The 26,317-nt window shown below is 69.8% G+C and carries 22 protein-coding genes and 1 tRNA gene; 7 read left to right on the top strand and 16 right to left on the bottom strand.

Annotation, left to right across the window (positions count from 1 at the left end):
* Positions 1-2: 2 nt before the first annotated feature.
* The gene (gene polA / locus AC3ANS_RS08610; protein WP_488295743.1) at positions 3-2,672 is read right to left on the bottom strand and encodes a DNA polymerase I; all 2,670 of its coding nucleotides are present in this window, start codon (positions 2,670-2,672) and stop codon (positions 3-5) included.
* Positions 2,673-2,714: 42 nt separating this feature from the next.
* Between polA and AC3ANS_RS08605 the strand changes: the two genes are divergently transcribed.
* Positions 2,715-3,161: a PaaI family thioesterase gene (locus AC3ANS_RS08605; protein WP_488295742.1), complete on the top strand. Its 447-nt coding sequence runs from the start codon at positions 2,715-2,717 to the stop codon at positions 3,159-3,161.
* 134 nt (positions 3,162-3,295) lie between these two features.
* On the opposite strand, the gene AC3ANS_RS08600 is transcribed toward AC3ANS_RS08605, so the two are convergent.
* Entirely contained in the window at positions 3,296-3,838 is a 543-nt protein-coding gene (locus AC3ANS_RS08600) for a GNAT family N-acetyltransferase (RefSeq protein ID WP_488295741.1), read from the bottom strand.
* A 142-nt stretch (positions 3,839-3,980) separates the two neighbouring features.
* Here AC3ANS_RS08600 and AC3ANS_RS08595 point away from each other — a divergent pair, with 142 nt between their 5' ends.
* From AC3ANS_RS08595 to AC3ANS_RS08580, 4 genes are all read left to right on the top strand, one after another.
* Positions 3,981-4,727, top strand: coding sequence for a DUF554 domain-containing protein (locus tag AC3ANS_RS08595; protein WP_488295740.1), 747 nt, complete (start codon positions 3,981-3,983; stop codon positions 4,725-4,727).
* Positions 4,728-4,788: 61 nt separating this feature from the next.
* On the top strand, positions 4,789-5,625 hold the full coding sequence (locus AC3ANS_RS08590; protein WP_488295739.1) for an ABC transporter substrate-binding protein: 837 nt from the start codon (positions 4,789-4,791) through the stop codon (positions 5,623-5,625).
* Positions 5,622-6,416: an amino acid ABC transporter permease gene (locus AC3ANS_RS08585; protein ID WP_488295738.1), complete on the top strand. Its 795-nt coding sequence runs from the start codon at positions 5,622-5,624 to the stop codon at positions 6,414-6,416. Before AC3ANS_RS08590 ends, AC3ANS_RS08585 begins: the two co-directional genes overlap by 4 nt.
* Positions 6,413-7,147, top strand: coding sequence for an amino acid ABC transporter ATP-binding protein (locus tag AC3ANS_RS08580; RefSeq protein WP_488295737.1), 735 nt, complete (start codon positions 6,413-6,415; stop codon positions 7,145-7,147). Before AC3ANS_RS08585 ends, AC3ANS_RS08580 begins: the two co-directional genes overlap by 4 nt.
* Before the next feature lie 118 nt (positions 7,148-7,265).
* Here AC3ANS_RS08580 and AC3ANS_RS08575 read toward each other — a convergent pair whose 3' ends face one another.
* The 6 genes from AC3ANS_RS08575 to AC3ANS_RS08550 all read right to left on the bottom strand — a co-directional run bounded on the left by AC3ANS_RS08575 (position 7,266) and on the right by AC3ANS_RS08550 (position 12,972).
* Complete coding sequence (locus AC3ANS_RS08575) at positions 7,266-7,988, bottom strand: ABC transporter ATP-binding protein (protein WP_488295736.1); 723 nt, start codon at positions 7,986-7,988, stop codon at positions 7,266-7,268.
* Positions 7,969-8,772: an ABC transporter ATP-binding protein gene (locus AC3ANS_RS08570; protein ID WP_488295735.1), complete on the bottom strand. Its 804-nt coding sequence runs from the start codon at positions 8,770-8,772 to the stop codon at positions 7,969-7,971. The genes AC3ANS_RS08575 and AC3ANS_RS08570 overlap by 20 nt, the downstream gene beginning before the upstream one ends.
* Positions 8,765-9,940 (bottom strand): branched-chain amino acid ABC transporter permease, encoded by a 1,176-nt coding sequence (locus AC3ANS_RS08565; protein WP_488295734.1) that lies wholly within the window; start codon positions 9,938-9,940, stop codon positions 8,765-8,767. Before AC3ANS_RS08565 ends, AC3ANS_RS08570 begins: the two co-directional genes overlap by 8 nt.
* Complete coding sequence (locus tag AC3ANS_RS08560) at positions 9,940-10,956, bottom strand: branched-chain amino acid ABC transporter permease (RefSeq protein WP_488295733.1); 1,017 nt, start codon at positions 10,954-10,956, stop codon at positions 9,940-9,942. Before AC3ANS_RS08560 ends, AC3ANS_RS08565 begins: the two co-directional genes overlap by 1 nt.
* An 88-nt stretch (positions 10,957-11,044) precedes the next feature.
* Positions 11,045-12,187, bottom strand: coding sequence for a branched-chain amino acid ABC transporter substrate-binding protein (locus tag AC3ANS_RS08555; RefSeq protein ID WP_488295732.1), 1,143 nt, complete (start codon positions 12,185-12,187; stop codon positions 11,045-11,047).
* 182 nt (positions 12,188-12,369) lie between these two features.
* Complete coding sequence (locus AC3ANS_RS08550; protein ID WP_488295731.1) at positions 12,370-12,972, bottom strand: ANTAR domain-containing response regulator; 603 nt, start codon at positions 12,970-12,972, stop codon at positions 12,370-12,372.
* Positions 12,973-13,025: 53 nt separating this feature from the next.
* Between AC3ANS_RS08550 and AC3ANS_RS08545 the strand changes: the two genes are divergently transcribed.
* Positions 13,026-13,098 (top strand) — tRNA-Leu (locus AC3ANS_RS08545).
* A gap of 32 nt (positions 13,099-13,130) precedes the next feature.
* Positions 13,131-13,865 (top strand): hypothetical protein, encoded by a 735-nt coding sequence (locus tag AC3ANS_RS08540; protein ID WP_488295730.1) that lies wholly within the window; start codon positions 13,131-13,133, stop codon positions 13,863-13,865.
* 2 nt (positions 13,866-13,867) lie between these two features.
* Here the strand turns inward: AC3ANS_RS08540 and pyk are convergent, their stop codons facing one another.
* The 8 genes from pyk to trpC form a co-directional block, all read right to left on the bottom strand.
* Positions 13,868-15,340 (bottom strand): pyruvate kinase, encoded by a 1,473-nt coding sequence (pyk, locus tag AC3ANS_RS08535; RefSeq protein WP_488295729.1) that lies wholly within the window; start codon positions 15,338-15,340, stop codon positions 13,868-13,870.
* A gap of 114 nt (positions 15,341-15,454) precedes the next feature.
* Positions 15,455-16,921, bottom strand: coding sequence for a glutamate synthase subunit beta (locus AC3ANS_RS08530; protein ID WP_488295728.1), 1,467 nt, complete (start codon positions 16,919-16,921; stop codon positions 15,455-15,457).
* 32 nt (positions 16,922-16,953) lie between these two features.
* Positions 16,954-21,513, bottom strand: a complete 4,560-nt coding sequence (gene gltB / locus AC3ANS_RS08525) for a glutamate synthase large subunit (RefSeq protein ID WP_488295727.1) — start codon at positions 21,511-21,513, stop codon at positions 16,954-16,956.
* Positions 21,514-21,648: 135 nt separating this feature from the next.
* On the bottom strand, positions 21,649-22,641 hold the full coding sequence (gene lgt / locus AC3ANS_RS08520) for a prolipoprotein diacylglyceryl transferase (protein WP_488295726.1): 993 nt from the start codon (positions 22,639-22,641) through the stop codon (positions 21,649-21,651).
* Complete coding sequence (locus AC3ANS_RS08515) at positions 22,638-23,273, bottom strand: SCO family protein (RefSeq protein WP_488295725.1); 636 nt, start codon at positions 23,271-23,273, stop codon at positions 22,638-22,640. Before AC3ANS_RS08515 ends, lgt begins: the two co-directional genes overlap by 4 nt.
* Positions 23,266-24,075: a tryptophan synthase subunit alpha gene (trpA, locus tag AC3ANS_RS08510; RefSeq protein WP_488295724.1), complete on the bottom strand. Its 810-nt coding sequence runs from the start codon at positions 24,073-24,075 to the stop codon at positions 23,266-23,268. Before trpA ends, AC3ANS_RS08515 begins: the two co-directional genes overlap by 8 nt.
* Positions 24,072-25,340 carry a tryptophan synthase subunit beta gene (gene trpB / locus AC3ANS_RS08505; RefSeq protein ID WP_488295723.1) on the bottom strand — a complete coding sequence of 423 codons (1,269 nt, stop codon included), beginning with the start codon at positions 25,338-25,340 and terminating at the stop codon, positions 24,072-24,074. The genes trpA and trpB overlap by 4 nt, the downstream gene beginning before the upstream one ends.
* Positions 25,337-26,119, bottom strand: a complete 783-nt coding sequence (gene trpC, locus AC3ANS_RS08500; RefSeq protein WP_488295722.1) for an indole-3-glycerol phosphate synthase TrpC — start codon at positions 26,117-26,119, stop codon at positions 25,337-25,339. The genes trpB and trpC overlap by 4 nt, the downstream gene beginning before the upstream one ends.
* Between the last annotated feature and the right edge of the window lie 198 nt (positions 26,120-26,317).

The raw sequence follows: 26,317 nt of genomic DNA, 5'->3' as shown, positions 1-26,317 counted from the left end.
CGCTAGTGCGCGGCCTCGTGCCAGCTGCGGCCGAAGCCGACGCTGACGTCGAGAGGCACCGCGAGATCGGCCGCCGCGCCCATCTGCTCGCGGACCAGCGCCTCGAGCGCCTCCCGCTCCCCCGGCGCGACCTCGAACACGAGCTCGTCGTGGACCTGCAGCAGCATCCGCGAGGCGAGACCCGCCACACGGATCGCTCGGTCGACGTTGAGCATCGCGATCTTGATCAGGTCGGCGGCCGAGCCCTGGATCGGGGCGTTGAGGGCCATCCGCTCAGCCATCTCGCGGCGCTGCCGGTTGTCGCTGGTCAGGTCGGGCAGGTAGCGACGCCGGCCCTTGATGGTCTCGGTGAACCCGGTCTTGCGCGCCTCCTCCACGACCCCGCCGAGGTAGTCGCGGATGCCGCCGAAGGTCTGGAAGTACTCGTCCATCAGCCCGCGGGCCTCGGCCGGCTCGATGCCGAGCTGCTGGCTGAGGCCGAACGCCGACAACCCGTAGGCGAGGCCGTAGTTCATGGCCTTGATCTTGGCCCGCATCTCGCTGGTGACGTCGTCGGCCGGCACGTCGAAGACCCGGGCTGCGGTGATCGAGTGGAAGTCGCGACCCGAGCGGAACGCCTCGATGAGCAGCGTGTCCTCGGAGAGGTGGGCCATGATCCGCATCTCGATCTGGCTGTAGTCGGCCGTCATCAGCGACTCGTAGCCCGACCCGACGACGAAGCCCTCACGGATGCGGCGACCCTCCTCGGTGCGGACCGGGATGTTCTGCAGGTTGGGGTCGGTGCTGGAGAGCCGGCCGGTCGCCGCGATCAGCTGGTTGAAGGTGGTGTGGATGCGGCCGTCGCCGGCGACGGTCTTGAGCAGCCCCTCGATGGTCTGGCGCAGCCGCGAGACGTCACGGTGACGCAGCAGGTGGAGCAGGAACGGATGCTCGGTCTTCACGTAGAGCGCCTGCAGGGCGTCGGCGTCGGTGGTGTAGCCGGTCTTGGTGCGCTTGGTCTTGGGCATGTCGAGCTCGTCGAAGAGGACGACCTGGAGCTGCTTGGGCGAGCCGAGGTTGATCTCCTTGCCGATCACCGCGAACGCCTCCTCAGCGGCGCCCCGGACCTCGGTGGCGAAGTGCTCCTCGAGCCCCTCGAGGTGGTCGGTGTCGACCGCGATGCCGGTCTGCTCCATCTTGGCGAGCAGGTCGACCAGCGGCAGCTCGATGTCGTTGAGCAGGCGGGTCCCGCCGCGCTCCTCCAGCTCGTCGTCGAGGGCGGCGGCCAGGTCGAGCACGGCCCGGGCGTGGAGCATCTCCACCTCGCCGGCGTTGCTCCCGTCGAGCCCATCGAGGCTCAGCTGGCCGTCGTCGGCGCCGCCCTGCTTGAGCTCGCGCTTGAGGTAGCGGACGGTGAGGTCGGCGAGGTCGTAGGAGCGCTGGTCGGGACGGGCAAGGTACGCCGAGAGCGCGGTGTCGCGGTCGAGGCCGGTCAGCGGCAGCCCCCAGGCGGCCAGCGCGAGCATCGGCCCCTTCGCGTCGTGGAGCACCTTGGGCCGCTTGGCGTCCGCCAGCCAGGCCGCGAGCGCCTCCTGGTCGGCGGCGTCGAGCTGGTCGGCAGCCACCCAGGCGGCCGTGCCGTCGGCGGTCGCCATCGCGAGCGAGGTGACGTCGCCGGTGCCCGCGCCCCACCGGCCGACGACGTGGAGCCCGACCCGCTCGCCCGAGGTCGTGTGCTGGTCGAGCCAGGCGGGGAGCTCACCGGTGGCGAGCACGCTCATCGCGACGTCGAAGCCGGAGTCGTCGATCTCCTCATCGGAGGTGAGCGTCTCGAAGAGGCGGTCGCGGAGCACCCGGAACTCCAGGCCATCGAAGAGCGTGTGGACCTCGTGGCGGTCCCACGGGCGGATCGCAAGCTCCTCGGGTCGCAGATCGAGGGGCAGGTCGCAGACGAGCCGGTTGAGGTGGCGGTTGCGGATCACGTCGCCGAGATGCTCGCGCAGCGACTCGCCCTTCTTGCCGGGGATCTCATCTGCGTGGGTGATGACGTTGTCGAGCCCGTCGTACTGGTTGATCCACTTCGCGGCGTAGCCCACACCTACCCCGGGCACGCCGGGGAGGTTGTCGGAGGTCTCCCCCACCAGCGCGGCGATCTCGGGGTAGCGCGCAGGCGGCACGCCGTACTTGTCCTGCACCCAGGCGGGCGTCATCCGGGCCAGGTCGGACACGCCGCGCATCGGGTAGAGGACGGTGGACCGGTCGGTGACCAGCTGGATGGAGTCGCGGTCGCCGGTGAGGATCAGCACCTCCATCTCGGGGTCCTCGAGCGCCTGGGTGACCAGCGTGGCGATGATGTCGTCGGCCTCGTAGCCGTCCTTCTTCAGGAAGGGGATGCGCAGCGCGTCGAGCACCTCCTCGATCAGCGGCAGCTGGCTGCTGAACTCGGTCGGCGTCTTGTTGCGTCCCGCCTTGTACTCCGCGTACTCCTCGAGCCGGAACGTCTGGCGGGAGACGTCGAAGGCCACGCCCACGTGGGTCGGCTGCTCGTCGCGCAGCACGTTGATGAGCATCGAGGTGAAGCCGTAGACCGCGTTGGTGTGCTGTCCGGTGGTGGTCGAGAAGTTCTCCACCGGCAGCGCGAAGAACGCGCGGTAGGCGAGCGAGTGACCGTCGAGCAGCAGGAGGCGTGGCACCCTGCGACTCTAGCGGCGCCCGCCGACAGGCAGGATGTGCGCATGAGTGACCAGCCGAAGGCCGACCTGACCATCGACGACTACATCTCCTCGATGCCCCAGGGCATGGGCGGGCTCAACGAGAAGATGGGCATCCAGCTCACCGAGATCTCCGCCGAGCGGGTCGTGGGCACGATGCCGGTCGAGGGCAACACCCAGCCCTACGGCCTCCTCCACGGCGGTGCGTCCGTGGTGCTCGCCGAGACGCTCGGCTCGGTCGGCTCCGCCGTGCACGCCCACCCCGATCGGCTCTCGGTCGGCATCGAGATCAACGCCACCCACCACCGCTCGGCGACCTCCGGCACGGTCACCGGAACCGCCACCGCGATCCACCTGGGCCGGACCATGGCGACCTACGAGGTCGTGATCACCGACGAGCGCGGCAAGCGGGTGTGCACCTCGCGGATCACCTGCGCGCTGATGCCCCGGGAGCGGTACACGTCACCGTAGGGCGCACCTCACCGGGTCTCGACACGCCGGTCGCGGCTTCGTCCCTCAGCCGCGCGGCTGCGGCTCCTGAGGAGCCGAGGGACGAGGCGTCTCGAAGGGCGACCACCATCAGCGGATCCGCTGACGCGTCTCCGCTAGTTCTCGACGCCGGCGCGGGCGCGGCGCATGGACCGGCGCGCGGCGAGGACCTGGGTGAGCTGACGTCCGCCGGAGGACTGGGCGGGGCGTCGCTGGGCGGTGAGCCGGGTGCGCACGGCGTGGGTGGTGGCGACCCGGAGCACGGCGTACGGGCCGAGGGCGATGCGCGCCATGAACCGGTTGGCGTCGCGGGACCCGGCGACCGCCGCGGTGGCCACGTGGCTGATGCCGAGCTCCTCGGCCCAGGTGACGGCGGCGTCCATGAGGGCGCTGCCGACACCGTGGCGCTGGAAGCGGGGCAGCACGTGCGGGGAGAGAGCGCGAACGACCGGCTCGAGGTTGATCGCCGACATCGTCGTCGCCTGCAGGTGGACGGCACCGGCGAACTCGCCGTCGTACTCCCCCACCACGATCCGCTGGTCGGTGCATCCCTCGAGGCCGGCGAGCAGCGCCTCGACGTCGGCGAGCTGGTCCTCGGGGCCGGTGCGGCGCAGCACGTCGCTCCACAGCTCCGCCAGCGCCGGCGCGTCTGCGGGCACGGCTATACGGAGCGACACCAAAGAACGGCTCATCGAATCATGGCCTTCCGGACCTCCGTGCTCGGCCGCGTCTCTCGTCCCCCGAATGCGGCACCAAGGCACGAGACTACGCTCAGCCCCGCTGTCTTGTCAGAGGAGTCCTGTGTTCCCGGGTATCGGCACCATCGTCAACGTCGCCAGCGTCCTGCTCGGCGCCTCCATCGGGGTCCTCCTCGGCAACCGGCTGCCGGTGCGCACCCGCGACCTCGTCACCGACGCCCTCGGCCTGGTGACGCTCCTCATCGCGGGTACGTCGGCGATGGCCGTCCTCGACGACGACCTCGCCGATCGGGTCGGTGACAGCGCTCCCATGCTGATCGTGCTGGGGTCGCTGCTGATCGGCGGGATCGCCGGGTCGCTGCTCCGGGTCGAGCAGCGGGTCGAGTCGCTCGGCGGCTGGCTGCAGACCCGCCTGGCCGGGGGCGGAGGCTCGGTGGAGCGGCACCGGTTCATCGAGGGCTTCGTGGTCTCCTCGCTGGTCTTCTGCACCGGCCCGCTGACGATCCTCGGGTCCCTCAACGACGGGCTCGGGAACGGCGCCGACCAGCTGTTCCTCAAGGCGGCGCTCGACGGCTTCGCCGCGATCGCGTTCGCCGCGTCGTTCGGCTGGGGCGTGGCGGCCAGCGCGGTCACCGTCGTCGCGATCCAGGGCAGCCTCACGCTGCTCGGGCTGGCGCTCGGCGACGTCCTCCCCGACGCCCACCTCGCCGCGATCACCGCCACCGGCGGGCTCCTGCTCGTCGGCGTGGCGCTCCGGCTGCTGCGGATCCGCGAGATCCCCGTCGCCGACCTGCTGCCGGCGCTCCTGGTAGCCCCGTTGCTGGTCCAGGTCGTGGCAGCGCTGCGTTAAGCATTCCGGCCCGAGACCATTCCGTGACCTATCCGGCCGTGCGCACCACTAAGGTGCACCCATGCTGATTCGCCTGACGCCCCGCGCCACGCTCGCCGCCGCCGTTCTGTCCGCCCTCGCGCTCACCGCCTCGGCGTGTGGCTCCGACAGCGGTTCGGACGGGAAGGCCTCCGACAACTCGAGCAGCGGGCCCAGTCTCAACCTCATTTCCGACGGCACCCTGACCGTGTGCTCCGACGTCCCGTACCCGCCGTTCGAGGACTTCGACAAGACCGCCGCGATCGGGTTCAAGGGCTTCGACGTCGACATCGTCAACGCGATCGCCACGCAGCTCGATCTCAAGGTCTCCATCAAGGACTCGGACTTCAACGCGCTCCAGAGCGGCCTCGCCCTGGCGTCCGGCCAGTGCGACCTGGCCGCGAGCGCGATGACGATCACCCCGGAGCGCGAGAAGAAGATCGGCTTCAGCGACGGCTACTACGACTCCGAGCAGTCGCTGCTCGTCCCATCTGACTCGAGCATCGCGTCCATCGACGACCTCGACGGCGTCAAGGTCGGCGTCCAGAAGGGCACCACCGGCGAGGCCTACGCCAACGAGCACGCCACCGGCGCCGACATCGTGGTCTTCCCCAGCGACGGCGAGATGTACGCCGCGATCAAGGCCGGCCAGGTCGAGGCACTCCTCCAGGACCTGCCGGTCAACCTCGACCACCAGAACGACCCCAAGGCCGCCGGTGAGTTCAAGGTCGTCGAGAAGTACGACACCGGCGAGAGCTACGGCTTGGCGATGAAGAAGGACAACACCGGGTTGATCGACGCCGTCGACAAGGCGCTCGCCTCCATGAAGAGCGACGGTAGCTACCAGAAGATCTACGACACCTACTTCGCCACCGAATGAGCCTGAAGCGCGCGACGCGGCGGCGACTGCGGGACAGCACCCTGTACGCCGTCCTGGTTGCCGTCCTCGTCGTCCTGTTCCTGTCGGCTGATCGCGCCGCCATCTCCGCGCAGTTCCTGGACTGGGACACGTGGAAGGCGCTCTGGCCGGACATCGTCCTGGTGGCCGCCAAGAACACCGTGAAGTACACGGTCATCGCGTTCGCGGGCGGCATCGTGCTCGCGCTGGTGCTCGCCCTGATGCGGCTCTCGCCCCTGCGGCTCTACCGCTGGCTGGCCACGGGCTACATCGAGTTCTTTCGAGGCCTGCCCGCACTGGTCGTGATCATCTTCATGGCGCTCGGCGTGCCGCTCGCCTTCGGCTGGACGGCTCCCGGTGGGACCATCGGGGCCGGGCTGATCGCGCTGATCATGGTCTCCGGCGCCTACATGGCCGAGACCCTACGGGCCGGGATCCAGGCGGTGCCCAAGGGCCAGCGGGAGGCGGCCCAGTCGCTCGGCATGAACGGCTTCTGGACCATGCTGACCGTGGTCCTCCCCCAGGCGATCCGGATCGTGATCCCGCCGCTCACCAACGAGTTCATCCTCCTCGTCAAGGACACCTCGCTGCTGACCTTCGTCGGCATGCAGTACGACCAGGTCGAGCTCACGTCGTTCGGCACGAACAGCCTCAGCACCTACGCCAACGCGAGCCCGCTGCTGGCGGTCGCGCTGGTCTACCTGGTGATCTCCATCCCCGCGAGCCAGCTCGTGGCGCACCTCGAGCGCCGACAGCAGAGGAATGCCCGATGAGCACCCCGGCGATCCAGGTCTCCGACCTGCACAAGTCCTTCGGCCAGCACGAGGTGCTCAAGGGCATCGACTTCCACGTCGACCAGAGCCAGGTCGTCTGCGTGATCGGCCCCTCGGGCTCGGGCAAGTCGACGCTGCTGCGCTGCGTGAACCGCCTCGAGGAGCCGACGTCCGGCAAGATTTTCGTCGAGGGCATCGACATCACCGACCCGGAGGTCGACCTCGACGCGGTCCGCTCGCGGATCGGCATGGTGTTCCAGCAGTTCAACCTGTTCCCCCACATGAACGTGCTGAAGAACCTCTGCGTCGCCCAACGCCGGGTCAAGGGCCGCTCGAAGGATGAGGCGGCCGAGATCGCCCGCCGCAACCTGGCCAAGGTCGGGCTCGCCGATCGCGAGAACATGTACCCCGCCCACCTCTCGGGCGGTCAGCAGCAGCGCGTCGCGATCGCCCGGGCACTGTCGATGGACCCCGACATGATGCTGTTCGACGAGCCCACCAGCGCGCTCGACCCCGAGCTCGTCGGCGACGTGCTGGCCGTCATGCGCGACCTCGCGTCCGAGGGCATGACGATGATGGTCGTCACCCACGAGATGGGCTTCGCCCGCGAGGTCGGCGACAACCTGGTGTTCATGGACGACGGCGTCATCCTCGAGGAGGGCGACCCCCGTCAGGTCCTCGCCGACCCGCAGCACGAGCGCACCAAGCTGTTCCTGTCGAAGGTGCTGTGACGCGGACCCACCGCCGCCTCCCGGCCTACCGGGTCTCGACACGCTCCGTCGCGGCTTCGTTCCTCAGTCGCGGTCGCTGCTCGACCACCGACGATCCGGCCCGCTGACGCGGTCCGGATCAGACGTCTCCGCCGAGGTACGCCGCCTTCACCGAGTCGTCGCCCGCGAGCTCGGCGCCGCTGCCCGAGCGCACGATCTCACCGGTCTCGAGCACGTGGGCGGTGTGGGCGCGCTTGAGCGCCTGGGCGGCGTTCTGCTCGACGAGCAGCACCGTGGTGCCCTGCTCGTTGATCTCGGTGATGATGGAGAAGATCTGCGCGATCAGCTTGGGCGCCAGACCCATCGAGGGCTCGTCGAGCAGCACGACCCGCGGGCGGGCCATCAGGGCCCGGCCCATGGCCAGCATCTGCTGCTCGCCACCCGACATGGTGCCGGCCACCTGGTCGATGCGCTCCTCCAGCCGGGGGAACAGCTCCATCACGCGGTCGAAGTCGGTGCCGATGGCGGCCTTGTCGCGGCGCGTGTAGGCACCCATGTCGAGGTTCTCGCGCACGGTCATGCCGGGGAAGATCCCCCGACCCTCCGGAGACTGGCTCAGTCCCATCTTGACCCGCTCGAACGGCGGCAGGTGAGTGATGTCCTTGCCGTCGAAGGTCACCTTGCCGGCGCGGACCTTGCGCAGGCCCGAGAGCGTCTTCATCGTGGTGGTCTTGCCGGCGCCGTTCGCCCCGATCAGGGTGACGACGGTGCCCTCCTCGACCCCGAAGCTGATGTTGCGGATCGCCTCGATGTGCCCGTAGTTGACGCACAGGCCCTCGACCTCAAGAAGCATCTTCTTCATCCACTCCCAGGTAGGCCGCGATCACCGCGGGGTTGTCGCGGATCTCGGCCGGCGTGCCCTCGGCGATCTTGCGACCGAACTCGAGGACGACGATTCGGTCGGTGACCCCCATGACGAGTCGCATGTCGTGCTCGATGAGCAGCACGGTGACGCCCTGGTCGCGGACCTTGCGGATCAGCTCCATGAGGCGCTGCTTCTCAGCGGGGTTGAACCCGGCGGCCGGCTCGTCGAGGCAGAGCAGCTTGGGCCTGGTGGCCATCGCCCGAGCGATCTCGAGTCGGCGCTGGTCGCCGTACGACAGATTCTCGGCAAGCTCGTCGGCGCGCCCGGCGACGCCCACGAAGTCGAGCAGCTCGTAGGCGTGCTCGCGGGCCGCCGATTCGGTGCGGCGGTGCCGCGGGGTGCGGAAGAGCGCGTTGAGCAGGCCGACGTTGCTGTTGGCGTCGGCGCCCACCATCACGTTCTCCAGCGCCGTCATCGCCTTGAACAGCCGGATGTTCTGGAACGTCCGGGCCATCCCCAGCTTGGTGATGGCGTGTCGCTTCATCTTCGCCAACGGCGTGCCGTCGAAGCGGATCTGGCCGCTGGTGGCCTGGTAGACGCCGGTCATGACGTTGAAGCACGTCGTCTTGCCGGCGCCGTTCGGACCGATCAGGCCCAGGATCTCGCCCTCGCGAATGTCGAAGTCGACGTCGTCGAGAGCGGTGACACCACCGAACCGGATCGTCACGTGGTCGACCTCGAGCAGCTTGCGTGCGGTCGAGTCGGGCATGGACTCAGACATTGACTGCCCCCTCTCCCTCGAGCTCGCGTATCTGCTCCTCCGCGCGCATGACCCGTCTGGTCCGGCGCGGCGGCAGCAGGCCCTGCGGACGCCAGATCGCCAGCGCGGTCAGGGCCATGCCGAAGACGAGGATGCGGTAGTCCGCGAACTCGCGGAACCGCTCGGGCAGGTAGTAGACGAGGACGCCACCGACGATCGCGCCCCAGCGGTTGCCGGCGCCGCCGACGATGACCGCGGAGACGAAGAGCATGGAGTACAGCAGCAGGAAGCTGTCCGGACTGACGTAGCCGCCCTGACCGCTGGCGTAGAACGCACCGGACATGCCGCCGATCGCGGCGCCCATCGCGAACGCGAGCAGCTTGTAGCGGAACGTCGGCACGCCCATCAGCTCGGCCGCGTCCTCGTCCTCACGGGTGGCCTCCCAGGCCCGGCCGACGCGGCTCGACTTGATCAGCCGGTCGGCGAACAGAACCACGATCAGCGCGGTCAGCAGCAGCCAGTAGTAGGGCGTCGCGTCGATCGCGCCGAACGACAGGAACGCCGTGGTGTGCTCGTGGTCGACGTGCGGGACCAGGCCGTTCCACTCGAGCCGCGGGATGGAGAACAGGCCGCCCTTGTCGTACGGCGGCTGCGGACCACCACCGATGCTGTTGGGGTGCGCGATGTCCTTGATGCCGGAGGAGGCACCCAGCCACTCGATGTTCTTGACACAGATCCGGATGATCTCACCGAAGCCGAGGGTCACGATCGCGAGGTAGTCGCCGCGCACCCTCAGCGTCGGAGCACCCAGGAGCACACCGGTCAGCATGGTGACGGCGATCGCCACCGGCAGCGCGAAGAAGAACGGCCAGTGCCAGTGGAAGGAGGTGAGCACACCGACGGTGTAGGCGCCGGTCGCGTAGAAGCCGATGTAGCCGAGGTCGAGCAGGCCGGCGTACCCGATGACGATGTTGAGGCCCAGGGCGATCAGCGCGTACGCCGCGCACCCGAACATCACGCCGCCGAAGTCGATCTCCTGGGTGGTGATCACCGGAGGGCGCAACAGGGGCAGCGCGTAGACGAACGCCACCGCGAGCACGAGCACGAGCAGCTTGACCGCCATCGGCAGACGGCCGAAGCGGTCGACCAAGCGGTCCCAGCGCCGACCGAAGCTCGAGAGACCGGCCATCACGCACGCGCCTTTCCGAGGGACTCGCCGAGCAGGCCGGACGGTCGGACCAGGAGGATCAGGACCAGCAGCACGAAGGCGACGACGTCCCTCCACTCCGAGCCGAACACGGCCGACCCCCAGGACTCCATGACACCGAGGACTAGTCCACCGAGCAGGGCGCCGCGGAGATTGCCGATGCCGCCCATGACGGCGGCGGTGAACGCCTTGACGCCGAGGATGAAGCCGGCGTTCTGGCGGGTGGAGCCGATCTTCATCATGTAGAGCGTGGCCGCCGCGCCGGCCATCAAGCCGCCGATGAGGAACGTCAGCTGGACCACGCGCGTGGAATTGACCCCCATCAGGGCGGCCGACTCCGGGTCCTGGGCGACGGCGCGGATGCCGCGGCCGAACTTCGTGCGCCTCACGAACTGGTCGAGGGCGACCATCATCAGCAGGGCGGCCGCGATGATCACGAGGTCGACGTCGGTGACGGAGTAGCCCCCGATCTTGAACAGCTTGTGGGGGTCGATCGTCACCGGGTTGGAGTAGACGTCGCGCGCCTTTCCGGGCGCTACGTAGTCCGACAGCTTGTTGTCGAGGCTCACCCACGACGCGAACCGGTCACGCAGCCCCATGGCCTCGGACAGCGCGAAGGACGCGCCGATGGCCGAGATCAGGGCGATCAGCTTCGGAGCGCCCTTCTTGATCAAGGGCCGATAGGCCACGCGTTCGAGCAGCAGCGCGATGGCCGCGGACACCAGCATCGCCACGACCAGCGCGAGGAGCAGGACGGGCAGGGCCTTGCCGAGGCTCCACGACGCGTCACCGGTCCCGTGCACGAAGATGAACACCCAGGCCACGGCGAAGGTCCCGAACATGAAGACCTCGGAGTGGGCGAAGTTGATGAGCTGCAGCACGCCGTACACCATCGTGTAGCCGAGCGCCACGAGCGCGTAGATCGCTCCGAACACCAAGCCGCCCATGGTGAAGCTGACGAAGCTGTCGAAGCTGCCGAAAAGCGCGCCGAGGTCCAAGGGGTCTCCTCTGTCGGTCTGATCGGCTGCGGCCGGAGGGGATCCCCCCTCCGGCCGCAGCCTATGTCACTGATTCAGATGACAGCGGTTACTCGATCACCTGCGGGTTGTCGACGTCGAGCTTGCCGTCCTTGACCATGTAGGCGTAGATCTTCGACTCGGTGATGTCACCCTTGTCGTCGAACGCGATCGGGCCGCTGACACCGTCCCCGCTGTAGCTGCCGATGAACTTGTTGATGTCCTCGGCCGAGGAGGCACCGTCCTCGAGCGCAGCCAGGAAGATGTTGGCGGCGTCGTAGGACTGGGTGGCGTAGAGACCCGAGGCACCGAAGTCCGCCGGCGGCGGGCCAGCCGGAGCCGACAGGACCGCACCCTCGGCGGCCGCCGCGCCGGCGACCTTCACGAAGCTGGGGTCCTCCGAGCCGTCACCCGACATGAACGTGCCCTTGAAGCCGCCCTGACGCAGCGCCTTGGCGAGCAGGCCCGCCTCGGTGTAGTAGCCGCCGTAGAACACGGCGTCCGCGCCAGCAGCCTGGACCTTGGTGACTGTCGCCGACATGTCGGTCTGACCGGCCGAGATCTGGTCGTCCCCGACCATGGCGTCGCCGAGGGCGGACTTGACCGTGCCAGCCAGGCCCTTGCTGTAGTCCTGACCGTCGTCGACCACGAAGACCTTCTTCGCACCGGCGGTCTCGGTGAGGTACTTCGCGTCGGCGGTGCCCTGCGCGTCGTCGTTGCCGATGACCCGGTGCCAGGTGGTCCAGCCCTGCTGGGTGATGGTCACGTTTGTCGCCGACGGGGAGATCGACGGCAGGCCTGCCTCGAAGAACGTCTTGCCGGTCGCGAGCGACTCACCGGAGAAGCCCGGGCCGATCAGGCCGAAGATCGTGTCGTCGTTGATGATCTGCGTCGCCAGCGCGGGCGCCTTGTCGGGGCTGCCCTGGGAGTCGAACTGCTTGAGATTGACCTGGCAGTCGGCGTGCTTGGCGTTGTACTCCTTCAGCGCGAGCTCGATGCCACCGACCATGTTCTGGCCGAGGGCACCGGCGTCGCCGGTGAGCGCGCCGAGGAAGGCGAGGTTCTTTCCGCAGAGCTCGCTGGATCCCGAGCCGCCGCTGGCGGCGTCGTTCGTCTTGGTGCCGTCACTGTCGCTGCTGCCGCAGGCAGTGAGGACGAGTGCGGTCGCCGCGAGGGTGATGGCTGCGCGGCTGGCGCGGCTGGAGCGAATCATGAAGCCTCCGTTGACTAGCCCCCGCGACCGCATGCGCAGACCCGGGGATCGAATCTCGATGGAGGGAAACTAGCGCCGATCCCGGGACGATCGTGGGCCGACCAGGACTTTGTACCCTGTCGTTGCCAATTCGTGATCTAGCAGAATGGATGGCTTCATCAACTTCGGGGATGCCCGGCGTGTCAGCCGGCGATCCCGGGTCCGTGTGTGATCACACCGTCGGCGACCTGGCGCATCGAGAGCCGCAGGTCCATGGCGGTCTTCTGGATCCAGCGGAAGGCGTCCGGCTCGGAGAGCTGGAGCTGCTGCTGCAGGACGCCCTTGGCGCGGTCGACGGCCTTGCGGGTCTCGAGGCGCTCGGTGAGGTCGGCGACCTCGGACTCGAGCATCGCGAGCTCGGCGAACCGGCTGACCGCCATCTCGATCGCGGGCACCAGGTCGGACTTCGAGAACGGCTTCACGAGGTAGGCCATCGCCCCGGCGTCGCGCGCCCGCTCGACCAGGTCGCGCTGGGAGAACGCCGTGAGGATGACCACGGGCGCGATCCGGGCGCCCGCGATCCGCTCGGCGGCCGCGATCCCGTCGAGGACCGGCATCTTCACGTCGAGGATGACCAGGTCGGGCCGCAGCCCCTCGGCGAGCTCGATGGCCTTCTGCCCGTCACCTGCCTGCCCGACGACGTCGTAGCCCTCCTCGCCGAGCATCTCGGCGAGGTCCATCCGGATGAGGACCTCGTCCTCGGCGATGACGACACGGCGCGGCGCCGGCTGGTCGGTCTGGGTCACAGGGACAGGCTATCGGCCGCCGTCGGAGGGCTCGCGCTAGGGTTTGCGCCGGCGCCCCGGTATCCCAACGGCAGAGGAAGCGGTCTCAAACACCGTCCAGTGTGGGTTCGAATCCCACCCGGGGCACAGATGTCGGTGGTCGGAGCGACCGTGTCGGTATGTACTCGACCGAGACCCGCCGCTCAGCGCTCGAGCTGTTGCGTCACCGCACGCCGTCCGAGGTCAGTCGGATGGTCGGCATCAGCCGGTCGACGCTTCGGACGTGGATGTCGACATCACCCCGCGCCGCGGAATGCCCCCTGCACGACGGAGCCGAGCTCGAGGCTCGGGCGTACACCGCACTCCTGGGCTACTACCTCGGCGACGGATGTCTCTCCCGGCACCGCCGGTACTTCGCCCTCCGAGTCTCGTGCGACGCGACCTATCCCGGCATCGTGGACGACGTGGAGGCCCTCGTTGCGACGGTGCATCCGCGGCGGCCCATCTTCCACGTCCGGGCTCCCGGAGTCGTCATCGTGCAATCGCACTGGAAGCACTGGCCGTGCCTGTTCCCGCAGCATGGTCCGGGGCGCAAGCACGAGCGGCCGATCGTCCTGGAGCCCTGGCAGGTGCAGACCGTCGAGGCGCATCCCGCCGCGTTCCTGCGGGGGCTCTTCCACTCCGACGGCTCAAGAGTCCGCAACTGGGCTACCCGCGAGGTCGCAGGACAGAAGAAGCGGTACGACTACCCGCGATGGCAGTTCACGAATGTCTCGCCCGACATCCGCGAGCTCTGCTGCTGGGCGCTCGACCTGGCGGAGGTCCCCTGGCGGCAGTCGAACGCAAAGACGATCAGCGTGTCGACCCGGGAGGCAGTGGCCCGGCTCGACACGCTGATCGGTCTGAAGAGGTAGCTCTAGCTCCGGCGGTACGCCGGGGCGACACCGCTGATCGCGTCGCCCATCCGGTGCACGCGGATGGAGTTGGTGGAGCCGGGGATGCCCGGAGGGGCACCGGCGATGATCACGACGAGGTCGCCCTCGCGCACCCGGCCGATCTGCAGCAGGTGCTCGTCGACCTGGCGCACCATCTCGTCAGTGTGCTCGACGGGGGTGGTCTTGAAGGTCTCGACGCCCCAGCTCAGCGCGAGCTGCGAGCGCGTGGAGGCGACCGGGGTGAACGCGAGGATCGGCACCGGGCCGCGCAGCCGCGACATCCGGCGCGCGGAGTCACCGCTCTGGGTGAACGCGACGACGTACTTGGCGCCGACCCGCTCGGCGACCTCCTCGGCCGCCTTGGCGATCACGCCTCCGGTGGTGTGCGGGTCCCAGTCGATCGAGGCGAGCGCGGCCCGCGCGGCCAGGTGCACGTCCTGCTGCAGGGCGTGGGCCTCGGTGGCGCTGATGATCCGGGCCATGGTCTCGACCGTGTGGACGGGGTACTCCCCCACGCTGGTCTCACCGGAGAGCATCACGGCGTCGGCACCGTCGAGGACCGCGTTGGCGACGTCGGAGGTCTCGGCGCGTGTAGGCGCAGGGTTGCTGATCATCGACTCGAGCATCTGGGTCGCGACGATGACGGGCTTGGCGTTGAGGCGGGCCTTTTCGACGATGCGCTTCTGCAGGAACGGCACGTCCTCCAGCGGGCACTCCACGCCGAGGTCGCCGCGGGCGACCATGAAGCCGTCGAACGCCGCGATCACCTCGTCGAGGTTCTCGATGGCCTGGGGCTTCTCGATCTTGGCGATGATCGGGAGGTGCACGCCCTCCTCGTCCATGATCTTGCGGACGTCGTCGGCGTCCTTCGCGTCGCGCACGAAGCTGAGCGCGATGAAGTCGACCGTGAGGTGGAGCGCGTAGCGCAGGTCGGCGATGTCCTTCTCCGACAGCGCCGGCACGGACACCGCGACGCCGGGCAGGTTGATGCCCTTGTTGTTGCTGACCTTGCCGCCGACCAAGACCTCGGTGTGGACGTCGGTGTCCTCGACACCGGTCACTCGCAGGCGGACCTTGCCGTCGTCGATCAGGATCGGGTCCCCGACGTTCACGTCGCCGGGCAGGCCCTTGTACGTCGTCCCGCAGATCGTGGCGTCGCCCGCGACGTCGCGGGTGGTGATCGTCCACTCCTGGCCGCGGTGGAGCACCACGGGACCGTCGGGGAACGTCTCGAGCCGGATCTTGGGGCCCTGGAGGTCGGCGAAGATCGCCACCCCGTGGCCGCTCGCGTCCGAGGCCTCACGCACGAGGCGATAAGCCTCCGCGTGGTCCTCGTGCGAGCCGTGGCTCATATTGAGACGGGCCACGTCCATGCCGGCGTACACCAGCTCACGGATCCGTCGAGGGGTGGACACCGCGGGGCCCAGGGTGCAGACGATCTTGGCTCTACGCACGTGCTTCACCTTACCGCGACTTTGATCGTTCAAAGACCAAACTCCCCGGTAACCTGCGCGGCCGGGACCAACTGAGGTCGTTGGTCCCGGCCGCGTGGGCCCTCGGACTCAGCCTTAGACCACGAGGGGGCGCTCGGTCGGCGGGATCGGCGCCGGCAGCGTCGTGGAGCCGGTGAGGTAGGCGTCGACCGCGGCGGCCGCCGCTCGACCCTCGGCGATCGCCCAGACGATCAGGGACTGACCGCGACCGGCGTCGCCGGCTACGAACACGCCATCGACCGAGGACATGTAGGACCCGTTGCGCGCGACGTTGCCGCGCTCGTCGAGGTCCACGGCGAGCTGTTCGACCAGCCCGGCCTTCTCGGGACCGGTGAAGCCCATGGCCAGCAGCACCAGGTCGGCCGGGATCTCCCGGACCGTGCCCTCGACCTCGGCGAACCGGCCGTTCTCGAAGCGGACGTCGACGAGCCGGAGCGCACGCACGTGGCCGTCGTCGTCCCCGAGGAACTCCTGCGTGGAGACGGCGTAGACGCGCTCGCCGCCCTCCTCGTGGGCCGAGGACACCCGGAACACCATCGGGTACGTCGGCCAGGGCTGGCCCGCCGGGCGCGACTCGGGCGGCTCGGGCATGATCTCCAGCTGCGTGATCGACGCCGCACCCTGACGGGTGGAGGTACCGAGGCAGTCGGCGCCGGTGTCGCCACCGCCGATGATCACCACGTGCTTGCCGGTGGCGGTGAGCTGGTCGGGGACCTCCTCGCCGAGCGCGACCCGGTTGGCCTGCGGCAGGAACTCCATCGCCTGGTGGATGCCGTCGAGGCTGCGCCCAGGGACGTCGAGGTCGCGCGCGACGGTCGAGCCGATCGCGAGCACCACCGCGTCGTAGCGCTCCTTGAGCTTCTCGCCCGTGAGCTGTCCCCCGACGTCGACCCCGGCCCGGAAGACCGTGCCCTCGCGGCGCATCTGCTCCAGACGCTTGTCGAGGTGCTTCTTCTCCATCTTGAACTCGGGGATGCCGTAGCGCAGCAGCCCACCGATCTTGTCGGCGCGCTCGTAGACGGCCACGGTGTGGCCGGCCCGAGTCAGCTGCTGGGCGGCGGCCAGGCCCGCGGGCCCGGACCCGACGACCGCGACCGTGCGGCCCGAGAGCCACTCCGGCGGCTGCGGACGGACGAACCCGGAGTCCCACGCCTTGTCGATGATCGAGACCTCGACGTTCTTGATCGTCACCGGGTCCTGGTTGATGCCGAGCACGCACGCGGTCTCGCACGGCGCCGGGCACAACCGCCCGGTGAAGTCCGGGAAGTTGTTGGTCGCGTGCAGACGCTCGATCGCACCCTCCCAGTCGTCACGCCAGACCAGGTCGTTCCACTCCGGGATGATGTTCCCGAGCGGGCACCCCTGGTGGCAGAACGGGATGCCGCAGTCCATGCAGCGCCCGGCCTGCTCGGTGATGATCGGCAGCAGCGCGCGCCCGGCCGAGCCCGGGTAGACCTCGTTCCAGTCCTGGACGCGCTCCTCGACCGGGCGCCGCTCGGCGACCTCCCGGCCGTTCTTCAAGAACCCGCGGGGGTCAGCCATGCTGAGTCACCCCCTCCATTCCTTCGCTGCGCTCATCCATGGAGTGCCTCCATCATCGCGTGGGCGGTCTCGTTCTCGTCCAGACCGTCGGCCTCGGCCTTGGCCTTGGCCTCGAGCGACTTGCGGTAGTCGGTGGGCATGATCTCGGTGAACCTCGTCAGTGAGGTCTCCCAGTCGGCCAGCAGCTCCTCGGCGACCGTGGATCCGGTCTCCTCCAGGTGCGCGCGGACCAGCTGCTCGAGCTCGGTAGCGGCCGAGCCGCTCACCGGGCCGAGCTCGACCAGCTCGGGGTTGACCCGGCCGGGCTTGAGGTCGAGCACCCAGGCCACGCCGCCGGACATGCCCGCCGCGAAGTTGCGCCCGGTCTTGCCCAGCACCGCGACGCGGCCACCGGTCATGTACTCGCAGCCGTGGTCGCCGACACCCTCGGTGACGACCCAGGCACCGGAGTTGCGCACGCAGCAGCGCTCGCCGACACCACCGCGGATGAAGATCTGGCCGGCGGTCGCGCCGTACCCGATCACGTTGCCGGCGATGATCTGCTCGTTGGCGGCGAACGTCGCCGCGCGGTCGGGACGAACGACGATCCGTCCGCCGGACAGGCCCTTGCCGACGTAGTCGTTGGCGTCGCCCTCCAGTCGAAGCGTCATCCCCTTGGGGATGAACGCGCCGAAGGACTGGCCCGCGGAGCCGAGGAACGTCAGGTCGATCGTGCCGTCGGGCAGACCCTCCCCCCGGTAGCGCTTGGTGACCTCGTGACCGAGGATCGTGCCGACGGTCCGGTTGACGTTGCGGATCGCCACCTGGGCGCGCACCGGCTCACCGGACTCGAGCGCCGGCTGGGCCAGCGGCACCAGCTCGGTGAGGTCGAGCGACTTCTCCAGGCCGTGGTCCTGCTGCTTGGTGCAGTGCAGGTCCTGGTCGGGGAACGCCGAGCGGTCGGGCTGGTGCAGGATCGGCGACAGGTCGAGCCCGGAGGCCTTCCAGTGGTCGACCGCCTCGGCGACGTCGAGGGTGCCGACCTGGCCGATGGCCTCGTCGAGGGTGCGGAAGCCGAGCTGGGCGAGCAGCTCGCGGACCTCTTCGGCGATGTACTCGAAGAAGTTCACGATGTACTCGGCCCGGCCGCTGAACCGCTCGCGCAGCACCGGGTTCTGGGTCGCGACGCCCACCGGGCAGGTGTCGAGGTGGCAGACGCGCATCATGATGCAGCCGGAGACCACCAGCGGCGCCGATGCGAACCCGAACTCCTCGGCACCCAGGAGGGCGGCGACCACGACGTCGCGGCCGGTCTTGAGCTGGCCGTCGGTCTGGACGACGATCCGGTCGCGCAGGCCGTTGAGCATCAACGTCTGCTGGGTCTCGGCGAGGCCGAGCTCCCAGGGACCGCCCGCGTGCTTGAGCGAGGTCAACGGGGCCGCTCCCGTGCCGCCGTCGTGGCCGGAGATCAGCACCACGTCGGCGTGCGCCTTGGACACGCCCGCCGCGACCGTGCCGACGCCGACCTCGGAGACCAGCTTCACGTGGATGCGGGCCTGCGGGTTGGCGTTCTTGAGGTCGTGGATCAGCTGTGCCAGGTCCTCGATGGAGTAGATGTCGTGGTGCGGCGGCGGGCTGATCAGCCCCACGCCGGGCGTGGAGTGCCGGGTCTTGGCCACCCACGGGTACACCTTGTTGCCGGGCAGTTGGCCACCCTCGCCGGGCTTGGCACCCTGCGCCATCTTGATCTGGATGTCGTCGGAGTTCGTGAGGTACTCCGCGGTGACACCGAAGCGGCCCGACGCGACCTGCTTGATCGAGCTGCGCCGCTCGGGGTCGTAGAGCCGGTCGGCGTCCTCGCCGCCCTCACCGGTGTTGGACTTGCCGCCCAACCGGTTCATCGCGATCGCGAGGGTCTCGTGCGCCTCGCGCGAGATCGAGCCGTAGGACATCGCACCGGTGGAGAAGCGCTTGACGATCTCGGAGACCGGCTCGACCTCCTCGATCGGCACCGGCTGCCGGCCGGTCGCCGCGGCGTCCTTGAACCGGAACAGGCCACGCAGCGTCATCAGCCGCTGTGACTGCTCGTCGACGCGTGCGGAGTACTGCTTGAACACGTCGTAGCGGCCCGCTCGCGTGGAGTGCTGCAGGCGGAAGACCGTCTCGGGGTCGAACAGGTGCGGCTCGCCCTCGCGGCGCCATTGGTACTCGCCGCCGATCTCGAGCTCACGGTGCGCGGGCGCGATGCCGCCGCGGGGGTACGCCGAGGCGTGGCGCCGCGCGACCTCCTCGGCGATCGTGTCGAGCTCGATGCCGCCGAGCTTGGAGACCGTGCCGGTGAAGTACTTGTCGACGACGGCCTGCGAGAGCCCGACCGCCTCGAAGATCTGGGCCCCGGTGTAGGACGCGACCGTGGAGACGCCCATCTTGGACATCACCTTGAGGACGCCCTTGCCGAGCGCCTTGACCAGGTTGGCGACCGCCTTCTCCGGCTCGGCCTTGACGTAGTAGCCCTCGCGGGCGAGGTCCTCGACGGACTCCATCGCGAGGTAGGGGTTGACCGCGGCCGCGCCGTACCCGACGAGCAGCGCGACGTGGTGGACCTCGCGGACGTCGCCGGCCTCGACCAGCAGCCCGACCTGGGTGCGGGTCTTCTCGCGCACCAGGTGGTGGTGGACCGCGCCGGTCAGGAGCAGCGACGGGATCGGCGCGAGCTCGGCGGTGCAGTGGCGGTCGGACAGCACGATGATGCGGGCGCCGTCGGCGATCGCCGCGGACACCTCCGCGCAGATCTCGTCGATCCGCTGCGCCATCGCGGCGCCGCCGCCCTCGACGGGGTAGAGGCCGCGCGCGACGTGCGTGATGAAGCCGGGCATGTCGCCGTCACGGTTGATGTGGCGGATCTTGGCCAGGTCGTCGTTGGAGATCACCGGGAACGGCAGCTGCACCATCCGGCACGACGCCGGAGCGGGCTCGAGCAGGTTGGACTCCGGGCCGATGGTGCCGGCCAGCGAGGTGACCAGCTCCTCGCGGATGGCGTCCAGCGGCGGGTTGGTGACCTGCGCGAACAGCTGGCTGAAGTAGTCGAACAACAGCCGCGGCTTCTCGCTGAGCGCCGCGATCGGGGTGTCGGTGCCCATCGAGCCGAGCGGCTCGCCTCCGGTGTTGGCCATCGGGGTGAGCAGGATGCGCAGCTCCTCCTCGGTGTAGCCGAACACCTGCTGACGCCGGGTGACCGACGCGTGCGTGTGGACGATGTGCTCGCGCTCGGGGATGTCGTCGAGGTGGATGAGGCCGGCGTGGAGCCACTCGTCGTAGGGGTTCTCGGCGGCGAGCTCGGCCTTGACCTCCTCGTCCTCGATGATCCGGTGCTCGTCGGTGTCGACGAGGAACATCCGGCCGGGCTGGAGCCGACCCTTGCGGATCACCTTGGCGGGGTCGATGTCGAGGACACCGACCTCGGAGGCGAGCACGACGAGACCGTCGTCGGTCACCCAGTAGCGCGAGGGGCGCAGACCGTTGCGGTCGAGGACAGCACCGATCTGGGAGCCGTCGGTGAACACCACGCAGGCAGGTCCGTCCCACGGCTCCATGAGAGCGGAGTGGAACTTGTAGAAGGCGCGGCGCTTCTCGTCCATCTCGGTGTGGTTCTCCCACGCCTCGGGGATCATCATCAGCACCGCGTGGGGCAGCGAGCGCCCGCCCATGTGCAGCAGCTCGAGCACCTCGTCGAAGGACGCGGAGTCCGAGGCGCCGGGCGTGCAGACGGGATAGAGCCGCTCGAGGTCGCCCGGGATCACGTCGGAGGCGAGCAGCGCCTCACGGGCACGCATCCAGTTGCGGTTGCCCATGACGGTGTTGATCTCGCCGTTGTGGGCGATGAACCGGAACGGGTGTGAGAGCGGCCAGCTCGGGAACGTGTTGGTCGAGAACCGCGAGTGCACCACGGCCATGGCCGAGGTCATCCGCTCGTCGCGCAGGTCGGGGTAGACCTCGTCGAGCTGGGCGGGGGTGAGCATCCCCTTGTAGACGAGCGTGCGCGAGGAGAGCGACGGGAAGTAGGCGTCGGTCTCGTGCTCGGCGCGCTTGCGCAGGCAGAACGCCTGGCGCTCGAGCGCCATGCCGGTCACCCGCGTGCCGGCGCCGGCGACGAAGATCTGGGAGAACGACGGCATCACGGCGCGCGCGGTGCTGCCGAGCGACGCGGGGTCGACCGGGACCTCGCGCCACCCGAGGACGCTCAGGCCCTCCTCGGCGGCGATCTCCTCGATCCGCTGGCGGGTCTTGGCGGCCTGCTCGGCCTCACCCGGGAGGAACGCTGTGCCGACGGCGTACGCGTGCTGGGGCGGCAGGTCGAACCCGGCGTCCTTCGCGACCGCGCGCAGGAACCCGTCGGGGACCTGGATCAAGATGCCGGCGCCGTCGCCGGAGTTGACCTCGGCGCCCGCGGCGCCCCGGTGGTCGAGGTTCAGCAGAGCCTGGATGCCCTGCTCGATGATCTGGTGGCTGGCGACGCCGGTCAGGGTGGCCACGAACGCCACGCCACACGCATCGTGCTCGTGGCGGGGGTCGTAGAGCCCTTGGGGCGGCGGGAATGCGTGCGAGTAGGGCACCGGGCATTCTCCCGTCGTCTTCAGCGCCGCGGCCGCCCCACGACATTGTCGGGGCGGTCGCCGGCGGATCAGCAGTGCAGTGGAGGCCGGGAGACCCGGCCAGGTGCAGGGGACGACATTGGCCCTAGCGGAGCTTCAGAGATTACCACCGGGTGACCCCGGCGAGGGCTGCTCGTCCGCGTGGTCCGCGTCGTGGTCCTCCCGGTCGCCGATCCGGCCGTCGGCCCGGTCCTCGACCTGGTGGTCGGCCTGGTGGTCGGCCTGGTCGCCGCCGTACACCTGCTCCTCGCGTCCGGGACGCCGGCGGGCGCTGACCACGAAGCACACGGCCGCGACGACGAACAGCACGATCGAGGTCCACACGTTGAAGCGCAGTCCGCCGACGTCGGAGAGCTCCACGGAGTCGATGCGCAGCATCTCGATCCAGCCACGACCCAGCGTGTAGGTCATCACGTAGAGCGCCAGGACTCGCCCGTGGCCGAGCCGGAAGCGGCGGTCGGCCCAGATCACGAAGGCGAACGCGGCCAGGTTCCACACGAACTCGTAGAGGAACGTCGGGTGGAACGTCGGGTCGGTGAGGTAGCCGAGAGGGCGGTGGTCGACGTCGATCTTCAGTCCCCACGGCAGGCTGGTGGGCTTGCCGAACAGCTCTTGGTTGAACCAGTTGCCCCACCGTCCGATCGCCTGGGCGACCAGGACCCCGGGTGCCAGCGCGTCGAGCACCGGCAGCATCCGGATGCCCTTGCTGCGCGCACCCAGGTAGACCCCGAGCGCACCCGCCGCGACCGCGCCCCACACCCCGAGGCCGCCACGCCACACGTAGAGCGCGTCGATCGCGTGCTTGCCGGCACCGAAGTACAGGTCGTGGTCGGTCGCGACGTGGTAGAGCCGGCCGCCGACCAAGCCGAACGGCACCGCCCACAGGGCGAGGTCCTGGACCTCGCCCGGCCGGCCGCCGCGGGCCACCCAGCGCCGCTCGCCGATCCAGATCGCGGCGATGATCCCGAGGATGATCGAGAGCGCGTAGCCACGGATCGGGAGCGGGCCCAGGTGCCAGACACCCGAGGACGGACTCGGGATCGACAGGACGGTCAGCTGGGTCGTGAGGTTCGACGTGAGCAGGGTCACCGGTCCGCCTCCTGGGCGAGCAGCGTGTGGAGATCGGCGGCCAGGTCGGCAGACGAGGTGTCCTGGGTCCAGAGCAGCGGCGAGGTGTCGTCGGCGGTGATCGCGCTGATCTGGGTGGAGTGGCTGTTGAGGTCACGACCGCCGCTGGGCAGCCGCGCACCGTCGGCGACGTACACCGCCAGCGGCTTGCCGACCGCGGCGATCGTGTCGAGGTCGCCGGTGAGCCCGATGAAGGAGGGATCGAAGCGGTCGAGGTAGTCCCGCAGGTGCTGCTCGGTGTCGACCTTGGGGTCGGTGGTCACGAACACGACGTCCACGGACTTGCGGTCGGCGTCGTCGAGCCGGGTCAGGGCGGAGGCGATGTTGGCCATCACGACCTGACAGATGTCGGGACAGCTGCTGTAGCCGAAGAACACCAGCGTCACCGGCTTGTCGGTGTCCTTCGTCAAGGAGAACGGTTGCCCGTCGGTGTCGGTCAGGGGCGTGGCCGGGACCGTGTAGGCATCGTGGGTCAGCGCGGCCCGGTAGCCGCCGTCGCCCGCCTCCGAGCTGCCGCCGCAGGCGCCGAGCAGCACCGCGAGACAGAGCCCGAGCAGGGACGCGCCGAGTCGGCTCAGCGGGGTCCTACGCACGCCGGACCCCACCTGCCAGGTCCTCGGTCAGCGCGGTGAGCGCCCGCAGGCCCGCGGCCCGGTCGTCGGGGTGGTCGAGCAAGGTGCGGACGAACGCGGAGCCGACGATCACGCCGTCGGCACCGATCCCGTCCTTGGCGGCCAACTCGGCCGCCTGGTCGCCGTTGCTGACCCCGAGACCGACGGCGACGGGCAGATCGGTGGTGAGCCGGGTGCGGGCCACGAGCGGGCCGGCCAGGTCGCTGGTGGTGGTGCGGGCGCCGGTCACGCCCATCACCGCGGTCGCGTAGACGAAGCCCCGGCACGCCGCCGTCGTCATCGCGATCCGCTCGTCGGTCGAGGACGGGGCGACCAGGAAGACCTTGTCGAGGTCGTGCGCGTCGGCCGCGGCGACCCAGTCCGGTCCACTGTCGGGCGTGAGGTCGGGGGTGATCAGCCCCGCTCCCCCGGCGTTCGCGAGGTCGGTGGCGAACCGGGCGACGCCGTACCGCACGATGGGGTTCCAGTAGGTCATCACGACCGCGGGGGTGCCGGTGGCGGCGACGGCCTCGACGGTGCGCAGCACGTCGCTGGTGCGGACGCCACGCTCGAGCGCCTGCTGGGCGGCGGCCTGGATCGTGGGCCCGTCCATCACGGGGTCGCTGTAGGGCAGGCCGATCTCGATGACGTCGCAGCCGGCGTCGACCATCGCGAGCAGCGCCTCGATGCCGCCGTCGACGTCGGGGAAGCCGGCGGGCAGGTAGCCGACCAGCGCCGCCCGGCCCTCGGCCCGGGCCGTCTCGAACGCGGTGCGTGTGCTCATCCCACGGGCTCCTCGGTGACGTCATCGGGGTCGGCCAACCCGAAGTACTCGATCGCGGTGCCCATGTCCTTGTCGCCGCGGCCGCTGAGGTTGATCAGCACCAACGCGTCGGGGCCCTTCTCGGCGGCGAGCCGCTCGGCGACCCGGAGCGCTCCGGCGACGGCGTGCGCGGACTCGACGGCCGGGATGATGCCCTCGGTGCGGCTGAGCAGCGCGAGCGCCTCCATCGCCTCGTCATCGGTCACCGGCAGGTAGGTCGCGCGGCCGGTGGCGGCCAGGTACGCGTGCTGCGGGCCGACGCCCGGGTAGTCGAGGCCCGCCGAGATCGAGTGGGACTCCATGGTCTGCCCGTCCTCGTCCTGCAGGACGTAGGTGCGCGCACCGTGGAGGACACCGCTCTCCCCGGCGTGGATGGTCGCCGCGTGGCGACCGGTCTCGAAGCCCTCGCCGCCGGCCTCGAACCCGTAGATCGCGACCTCGGGGTCGTCGAGGAACGCGGTGAAGAGCCCGATGGCGTTGGAGCCACCGCCCACGCACGCCGCGATGGCGTCCGGGAGCCGTCCGTAGCGCTCCAGGCACTGGGCGCGGGACTCGTCACCGATGCCGCGGGTGAAGTCGCGCACCATGCTGGGGAACGGGTGCGGGCCCGCCGCGGTGCCGAAGAGGTACGCCGTGTGGTCGACGCTCGCGACCCAGTCGCGCAGCGCCTCGTTGATCGCGTCCTTGAGCGTCGCGCTGCCGGAGTCGACCGGGACCACCTTCGCGCCCAGGAGCTTCATCCGCGCCACGTTGAGCGCCTGCCGCCGGGTGTCGACCGAGCCCATGTAGACCGTGCAGTCGAGGCCGAAGTAGGCCGCGGCGGTGGCGCTGGCCACGCCGTGCTGACCGGCCCCGGTCTCCGCGATCACCCGCGTCTTGCCCATCCGGCGGGTGAGCAGCGCCTGGCCCAGCACGTTGCGGATCTTGTGCGCACCGGTGTGGTTGAGGTCCTCGCGCTTGAGCAGGACCCGCGCGCCGACCTTGGCGCTGAGCCGCTCGGCGAAGTACAGCGGGCTCGGCAGCCCGGCGTACTCGCGCAGGATCGCGTCGAACTCCGCAACGAACTCCGAGTCGGCCATGGCCTCCTGCCACGCCGCGGTCAGCTCGTCGAGCGCGGCGATCAGCGCCTCGGGCATGAACCGGCCACCGAAGCCCTCCTCCGGACCGCCGAACCACCCGAGGGCGTCCGCGTCGTACGTCGTCGTCCTCTCGGGGCGGGTCGTCATCGCGTGACTCCTGTCATCCGTCGTACGGCGGCCTCGGGGTCGCCGTCCTTCACGAGCGCCTCACCGACCAGCACGGCCCGGGCGCCCTCGCGCACGAACCGGGCCACGTCGTCGGGGCCGAAGATGCCCGACTCGGCGACCAAGACCCGGTCGTCCGGGACGAGCGGGGCGAGCCGACCGAACGTGTCGTCGTGGATCGCGAGGGTCTTGAGGTTGCGAGCGTTGACACCGACCAGCTCGGCGCCGAGCTCGACGGCCCGCTCGGTCTCCGCCTCGTCGTGGACCTCGACGAGCACGGTCAGTCCGAGCTCGCGGGCCTCGTCGTGGAGGCGGCGCAGCTCGTCGTCCGGCAGCGCGGCGACGATCAGCAGCACCAGGTCGGCGCCCGCGGCGCGGGCCTCGACGACCTGGTAGGTGGTGACCACGAAGTCCTTGCGCAGGATCGGGGTGCCGACCGCGGCTCGCACCGCGCGGAGGTCCTCGATGCTGCCCCCGAAGCGGCGCTGCTCGGTGAGCACGCTGATCGCGGCGGCGCCGCCGGCCGCGTAGCGGCGAGCCAGCTCGGCGGGGTCGGGGATCGCGGCGAGGTCGCCCTTGCTGGGGCTGCGGCGCTTGACCTCGGCGATCACGCTCGAGCCGCTCGCCCGGAAGTGCGGCATCGGGTCGCGCGGCGGGTCGACGTCCGCGAGCGCGGCCCGCAGGTCGGCCAGGCTGGTCGCGGCCTCGCGCTCGGCGAGGTCTACCCGCACCCCGGCCACGATGTCGTCGAGCACGGACATGCGGGCACTCCAAGTCAGCGGGCCAGGTCGGCGAGGCGTGATCGGGCAGGAGCCTTGCGGCACCCGAAGTCTGTCACGCCGCCGGTCGTCGACCGACCTCGCCTCGGAGCGCGGACGGCGCTGCGCTGCGCACCCGGGCCGGGCACCGGTAGGGTCCGCACCAAGCGGCCGGCAGACGGACGGCCACAACGAAGGGTT

This window comes from Nocardia sp. 149-1B, assembly GCF_057747975.1.
The sequence above is the reverse complement of the archived record's forward strand: the minus strand, read 5'-3'. Positions and strand labels throughout refer to the sequence as shown.

What these genes read in the sequence shown, in the direction of transcription:
- AC3ANS_RS08605 (WP_488295742.1), top strand. Translation starts at nt 2,715, where the DNA reads ATGAGTGACCAGCCGAAGGCCGACCTGACCATCGACGACTACATCTCC.
- AC3ANS_RS08590 (WP_488295739.1), top strand. Translation starts at nt 4,789, where the DNA reads ATGCTGATTCGCCTGACGCCCCGCGCCACGCTCGCCGCCGCCGTTCTG.
- AC3ANS_RS08585 (WP_488295738.1), top strand. Translation starts at nt 5,622, where the DNA reads ATGAGCCTGAAGCGCGCGACGCGGCGGCGACTGCGGGACAGCACCCTG.
- AC3ANS_RS08580 (WP_488295737.1), top strand. Translation starts at nt 6,413, where the DNA reads ATGAGCACCCCGGCGATCCAGGTCTCCGACCTGCACAAGTCCTTCGGC.
- AC3ANS_RS08575 (WP_488295736.1), bottom strand. Translation starts at nt 7,988, where the DNA reads ATGAAGAAGATGCTTCTTGAGGTCGAGGGCCTGTGCGTCAACTACGGG.
- AC3ANS_RS08570 (WP_488295735.1), bottom strand. Translation starts at nt 8,772, where the DNA reads ATGTCTGAGTCCATGCCCGACTCGACCGCACGCAAGCTGCTCGAGGTC.
- AC3ANS_RS08565 (WP_488295734.1), bottom strand. Translation starts at nt 9,940, where the DNA reads ATGGCCGGTCTCTCGAGCTTCGGTCGGCGCTGGGACCGCTTGGTCGAC.
- AC3ANS_RS08555 (WP_488295732.1), bottom strand. Translation starts at nt 12,187, where the DNA reads ATGATTCGCTCCAGCCGCGCCAGCCGCGCAGCCATCACCCTCGCGGCG.
- AC3ANS_RS08540 (WP_488295730.1), top strand. Translation starts at nt 13,131, where the DNA reads ATGTACTCGACCGAGACCCGCCGCTCAGCGCTCGAGCTGTTGCGTCAC.
- AC3ANS_RS08530 (WP_488295728.1), bottom strand. Translation starts at nt 16,921, where the DNA reads ATGGCTGACCCCCGCGGGTTCTTGAAGAACGGCCGGGAGGTCGCCGAG.
- trpA (WP_488295724.1), bottom strand. Translation starts at nt 24,075, where the DNA reads ATGAGCACACGCACCGCGTTCGAGACGGCCCGGGCCGAGGGCCGGGCG.
- trpB (WP_488295723.1), bottom strand. Translation starts at nt 25,340, where the DNA reads ATGACGACCCGCCCCGAGAGGACGACGACGTACGACGCGGACGCCCTC.
- trpC (WP_488295722.1), bottom strand. Translation starts at nt 26,119, where the DNA reads ATGTCCGTGCTCGACGACATCGTGGCCGGGGTGCGGGTAGACCTCGCC.